Source organism: Acinetobacter sp. YH01019 (assembly GCF_013420285.1).
GTDB classification, from domain to species: domain Bacteria; phylum Pseudomonadota; class Gammaproteobacteria; order Pseudomonadales; family Moraxellaceae; genus Acinetobacter; species Acinetobacter gandensis.
On the sequence record NZ_VOYM01000155.1, the window covers coordinates 1 to 2,684 of the forward strand.

2 protein-coding genes and 1 pseudogene are annotated in these 2,684 nt (G+C 36.1%); 1 reads left to right on the forward strand and 2 read right to left on the reverse strand.

Going from position 1 to position 2,684, the window contains the following annotated elements; genetic code table 11:
* Positions 1–127: 127 nt before the first annotated feature.
* On the reverse strand, positions 128–1,588 hold the full coding sequence (locus FTT84_RS17475; RefSeq protein ID WP_180056580.1) for an inorganic triphosphatase: 1,461 nt from the start codon (positions 1,586–1,588) through the stop codon (positions 128–130).
* A gap of 334 nt (positions 1,589–1,922) precedes the next feature.
* Here FTT84_RS17475 and FTT84_RS17480 point away from each other — a divergent pair, with 334 nt between their 5' ends.
* Positions 1,923–2,306, forward strand: a complete 384-nt coding sequence (locus FTT84_RS17480; RefSeq protein ID WP_180056578.1) for a DUF962 domain-containing protein — start codon at positions 1,923–1,925, stop codon at positions 2,304–2,306.
* Between the two features lie 280 nt (positions 2,307–2,586).
* Here FTT84_RS17480 and FTT84_RS17485 read toward each other — a convergent pair.
* Positions 2,587–2,684 (reverse strand): annotated as a pseudogene (locus tag FTT84_RS17485) (IS1 family transposase); the annotation flags it as partial.

Sequence of the window (2,684 nt, forward strand, 5' to 3'; positions counted from 1 at the left end):
ATGCCATTTTTCTTTATACTGTCACTGAGGCAGGTTGGACATTTGATTTCTAGAGTTATTTGCATTTCTCTATTTTATCAAAATTCAACCTGCTTTTTTTCAGCATACTTTTTGAAACACCACCGAATTATTTAATTAATTTTCGGCTCACTAAAAACTGTTCAGTTGCGTCAAGAAGTTTATCGGCATACACCTCTTGTTTAGCTGTCAACCAACCCAGCACAAACCAATCACTTGCTTCTAGCTCTGTTTGTTGAATGTACTGAGCAGAAGAAGACAGCACTTGATATTCCTGCGCTGAAATTTGTGCATCATTTAAGGCTTTACTGTACTTCTGCAAATTTTTTACGTCGTAGATTGAAGTTAAAATTGGGAAACTAAATTTAAGCTCTTGAATGCGCTGTGAAAGCGTATCTAAACTTTCAAAATGACTGATATCAGCGTCGTTCAATGCTTCTTGTAGCGCTTTATACTGATTTTGCAGGGTATTTTGTGCAAACCATTTAAAGTCATTTTGTTGTGGTGTATCAGCCGTAGCTAAGCTAAACATTAGCAATTCTAGATAATGATGAACGTTTTGAGTAGATTTAACCAAATTCCCCAGTTTTTCTTTGGCGTATAAAATATCTTTTGCCAAATTTTCCGAGGTGGTTGGATTTTGTAAAAAACCACCTAAGGTATCTTGCATGTGTTGGAAATGATGCAACTGTTCAAACTGTTGTTTAAACGCACCAAGTTGCATAGCCCATTTTTCAACAATATCGCTGTTCCAGTCTTTAAAGAGTGAAATACTCAATTGTAGATGATCAAGTGCGCGCTGTGCTTGCTGTATATGTTCAGGTTGAGCAACACCAGCAGAAATAGCAGCAATGTTTGGGAGTAAGTGCTGAATATGCTGTGCAATTAGATGACGCAGATTTTTTGCAGCAGAATCTTTCTTACTCAGTTGAATCTCTTTTGCTTCAGTTGCAGGACTCACCTTTAGACCTAAAGCAAGTAAATTCCCCATTTCCGCTTTACTACGCACATCGAGCCAAAGTTGATATTTTTTGACCCATTCAAAACTAAATGCAAGTAGCGAATGAATTGAACCACTTTTTAGTTCAAATTCGACTTCATATACTTCTTGCTCGGCACTTTCAGTACGAATACAACCAACATCAAGACTGACTTCAATTTCGGCATCTTCAAACTGAATAACGCGATAAGTCCGTAAAATATCCGTTTCGAATTGCAGTTTAAGTTGATCTTGTTGCTCCGCTAAGACCTTATTGAGTACGGCCTGGGCTTCTGGCTCAGTTGTATACACGTCAAGATTTAAGTCAGGCGCATCTGCTAATTCACCTAAATCTAAGTTATGTTCAAAACGTTCAATGTGGCTCTTACCCGCAGCTTTTAAGGTTTGTATCCAGCGCGTTCCTTCTAAACGCTGACGTAAAGCTGCACGTTGCTCTGCCATTTTACGGTCAGGCGTATCAAAATATTTTGCTTTAAGTTGAATCTGTTCGGATTTTTTGGGATCTAATGCTTTTAATAAGGCATTTCGACGTGCTTCTGGAATCTGAAATTTTAATTCAACTTCAACCATGGTTATTTGTCCTGATGTGCTTCTTCATTGTAAACATGAAGTTGTGACGCAAAATTATTTAAAAAAGTGGTTAATCACTAAAACTGGCGCAAATATAGTTCAATTTTATAGAGGGTCGATTGTAACTAAAAACCAATAGGATGTAAGACTTGACGAGTTGAAAAATAACCATGCACTGAAAAGTTCAATGACAAGCCTAAGGGGGCTATCATGATTATGAGCTTTCAATATTCAATATGCGTTCAATACTTCAGAACGATATAACTGAACCGACACTACTTTTAAATGCTGAAAAATTAAGCTATGTTGATTAAAACAGTTCAGGATGAGCGTAATGAATGCACAAGTACAGCCACAGTTCAATAATGAACAGCAGCCAAATTTTCAACTTCCTATTCAGGACTATCACACGTTCTACCGATTTTATTTAACAGAACATCGCAATATTATGAGTCGCCGCTTACATGTGACTGGAAGCAGTATTGGTCTATATTTTTTTGCGAAAGCAATTGTTAAGCGCAAACCACGTTATTTTGCATATGGCCTAATTTCAGGCTATGCCTGCGCGTGGGTAGGTCACTTTATTTTTGAAAAAAATAAGCCTGCAAGTTTTAAGCAGCCACTTTATAGTTTTATTTCAGATTGGCGGATGTTTGCGGATGTGTTAAAAGGCAATTTAAGTTTGATTGATCGCCAAAAAGATAAGATTGAAAGTTAATTGCATCTAAAATCAATGTTTTGATCGAATTAGTAACAAATGAAAACTGAATACTTGGTAAAAACTTGCAAAGTTAGAGTGATTAGTCTAATAATTGGCATACAGTTTATTTGTGACTTGTGATTACGCACGAATAGAAATAAACGACCAGTTTTCCGAGCCTAGAGTGACCTTCTCTAGGCTTTTTTTATGTCTAATAATTCATGCAATAACTTTAAATTTTTTAGAAACAAAGAATTGGAATAAAAAATAGGGTGGTGTTTTAAAAAGTATGCTGACATTAAATGAAGCCATTATTGATGTAAAAGAAGGTTAAGTCGAAGGCTTTAAAATGGTTTTCAAGCTTTTTGGAGAAATTACAACTTCTTCTAAAACCAC

What these genes read in the sequence shown, in the direction of transcription:
- FTT84_RS17475 (WP_180056580.1), bottom strand. Translation starts at nt 1,588, where the DNA reads ATGGTTGAAGTTGAATTAAAATTTCAGATTCCAGAAGCACGTCGAAAT.
- FTT84_RS17480 (WP_180056578.1), top strand. Translation starts at nt 1,923, where the DNA reads ATGAATGCACAAGTACAGCCACAGTTCAATAATGAACAGCAGCCAAAT.